We start from the raw sequence: 2,973 nt of genomic DNA on the forward strand, positions 1-2,973 counted from the left end.
GTTTTTACCGGTTCGGGTTTTATTAATTTTTTGAGGTGACAGACCTTGAGTTATGGTATAGAATTCGTTCCAGGAAACATTAACGTCAAACAGGTGGTCAATTACTGTAAACTCGCAGAGTCAAAGGATATTGACTTTGCCTGGATTACAAACCACTACAACAACCGCCACTGCTACCCAACCCTTGCAGCAATTGCTCAGGCAACAACAACCCTGAAGATGGGTCCGGGTATTATGAACGCCTTCACCGACACACCTGCTGCAATGGCATCCTTTGCATGCACCCTTGATGAGATATCTGAGGGCCGTGCAGTCATGGGTATCGGACCCGGCGACCTTTCAACTCTTCCAAAACTTGCAATCAACCCTGAGAAACCGGTCGGACGCCTCGAGGAAGCAGTTGTGCAGATGCGCAAGCTCATCGCTGGTGAACAGGTTTCAAAGAGCGGCATGAAATTCTTTGACTACGATGGTGCTAAGCTCACCGGTGTCAGCCTCCCAGGAAAGAAGGGTATTCCGATGTACATCGGCGCACAAGGTCCAAAAGTTCTGGAACTTGCAGGAACCATCGGAGATGGTGCACTGATCAACGCATCCAACCCGAAGGACTTCGAGGTAGCTATTCCAATCATCAAGGCAGCTTGTGAGAAGGTAGGCAAGAAGAACTTTGACATTGGTGCATACACCGCAATGTCCATCGACAAGAACGAGAAGAAGGCACGCAATGCAGCAAAGATTGTAGCCGCATTCATTGCAGCCGGATCTCCCGAGCCACTGCTCCAGCGCCATGGTCTTGACCTTGCAAAGGTTGCAAATATCAAGGCAGCACTCGGCAAGTTTGACTTCAAGACTGCTGGAGAAAATGTCGACGATGCAACCATCGATGCATTCACCATTGCAGGAACCCCGGACACTGTCAAGCAGAAGTGTGAGGACCTGATGAAATCCGGTGTTACTCAGGTTATCTTCGGATCACCACTCGGCCCGGACGTTGTCAACTCCATCCGCCTGCTTGGAAAGTACGTAGTCTAAATATTAAGGCTACATTCTCTTTTTTTCGGTTCATATTTATAGTAAAATGCTCCATACGAGGAGTGGGGCAGAGTGATGTTTACTTCTTTTAGAACTGACCATACTGAAGGATTTATTGAATATCGTGTCGAAGACCTGACAGGTCTGCGAACCAGAATCTGTCCGGAGCGGTTAAAACGGGGTATCGGCGGTGTTTATATTCCTGAGTATATAGATGAAGATTGTCCTTTCTGCCCTGGCCTTGTTGAAGAGGTAACGCCTATATTTCCTGATGGAGGACGGGTCCATGTCGGTGAGAGTATTACCTTTCCAAATCTTTACCCGTTTGCTGCTTATCATGTGGTGACCTCAATAACACATGAGCACTCAGTCACCACGTTTACTCATAGACAGATTGCAGATGCTCTTTCCGGCCAGGTAAGAGCTCTTAAAAACCAATCCGGGTATGTGTCCATCAACTGGAATTTTCTTCCATCTGCTGGTGCATCTCTTCCCCATCCTCACCTCCAGGGGCTATGTGACCATCTTCCTGACACCTTACCTTCCCGATATCTTCAGGCCGGTGAACAGTATCATAAGACCCATGGAAGAGGATATTTTGAGTATGTCAGAAAGGATGCAGAACATAGTGGAAGAGATCTGCCTGGAACCACTCTTTTCTGGTATGCTCATCCGGTTCCAATAGGTGAAAGGGAGATCAGATGCCTTCTACCTCTAACCACGGTTGCGGAGTTCGGCGATGTGCTTGAAGATTTTGCTACAGACCTGATCTCATTACTCGGGTTTTACCGTGATCTTGGAACAAGTGCATTTAATATGTCAATATTTTTTGGGCAGGACAAAGATCGTAATTCCTTCTCTGCTTTCTGCTCCCTCATATCGCGCATCAATCCTAATCCCCTTTCAACTTCAGATACGGCATTTATGGAGAGATTGCACCTTGAACCTGTCATCCTTACTCTGCCTGAAGAACTGGCGGCGACCTGGAGAGAATATCTCCAGAATTTGCCTGAAGTTGAAACTACAAATTGATACTTAACAACCGGGAAAAAAAGGTGAGATCCGATTATTCAGGTTTGCTGATAAGGGTCTTCTTTGCAACGCGGGTTCCATCGTTCTTGTGTGGCTTGCGGATGACAGCGTCGGTTGCCTTCTCCATCTCGCGTGCCTCATCACAGAGGAATGCAGCCTGGCGCATCATTTCGTGTGCTGATGCAACGATTGGAGTGTAGTTTTCAAAGCCCTTGGTCATGAAGCAGCCCTTAACATTGACTCCTGCAACAGCGCTGGAGATCTCGTATGCTGCCCGTGCTTTTGCATAGGCGTAGGGGTTGCTGAACTCGCCTTCAACAGCCTTGTCTGAAGTCATGACGATCTTTGGCAGTGCAAGATCCTTGCCCTTCTTTCCTGCCTTTACCTGGTCGATAACCTCGTCAAGAGCAACCTGAAGTTTGCGGAATGCACCGGTGAGTGCGAGAACCTTGACAAGGTTTCCGTTGAAGTCAGCCATCTCAATGGGGTCAAGGAATTCGCGGCGTGCACCAATCATGGAGTCTCCCTTCATGATGATGTATCCGAATTCGCTTGCCTTGAGTGCTTCCCACTCTTCTTTCTTGGAGGTGATGTCGTCGGTGATGACAACACAGGGAATGCCTGCTGCAGCGAGTGCCTCGCGTGCTCCTTTTGGCCCTGGAAGAACTCCGTTTGGAGAAACAACGACACAGAAGTCTGGTCCCCATGCCTTCATGTTGGAGACGACACGGTCGATATCTTCTGGCTGGAGTTTGGTCCCCGAGGTGGCCATAAAGGTCTGCATATCTTCACGGTCTGCCCTCTCATCAAGGAGAAGTTCTGCCATGACACCGCTTGCGATATTTCCGAGTTTTGCTATTCCTACTTTTACTACCATTGCACACCTCTGTGTGTTCAACGATACTATGA

At 48.3% G+C, this 2,973-nt stretch carries 3 protein-coding genes; 2 read left to right on the top strand and 1 reads right to left on the bottom strand.

What is annotated here, in order from left to right:
• The first annotated feature begins 45 nt into the window (after positions 1 to 45).
• Positions 46 to 1,032 (top strand): 5,10-methylenetetrahydromethanopterin reductase, encoded by a 987-nt coding sequence (locus tag VN429_RS09190; RefSeq protein ID WP_109969526.1) that lies wholly within the window; start codon positions 46 to 48, stop codon positions 1,030 to 1,032.
• 75 nt (positions 1,033 to 1,107) lie between these two features.
• The gene (locus tag VN429_RS09195; protein WP_325632439.1) at positions 1,108 to 2,064 is read left to right on the top strand and encodes a galactose-1-phosphate uridylyltransferase; all 957 of its coding nucleotides are present in this window, start codon (positions 1,108 to 1,110) and stop codon (positions 2,062 to 2,064) included.
• A 34-nt stretch (positions 2,065 to 2,098) separates the two neighbouring features.
• Here the strand turns inward: VN429_RS09195 and VN429_RS09200 are convergent, their stop codons facing one another.
• Positions 2,099 to 2,941, bottom strand: coding sequence for a F420-dependent methylenetetrahydromethanopterin dehydrogenase (locus VN429_RS09200; RefSeq protein ID WP_109969524.1), 843 nt, complete (start codon positions 2,939 to 2,941; stop codon positions 2,099 to 2,101).
• Between the last annotated feature and the right edge of the window lie 32 nt (positions 2,942 to 2,973).

It is taken from the genome of Methanospirillum sp. (assembly GCF_035560735.1).
Classification (GTDB): Archaea; Halobacteriota; Methanomicrobia; order Methanomicrobiales; family Methanospirillaceae; genus Methanospirillum.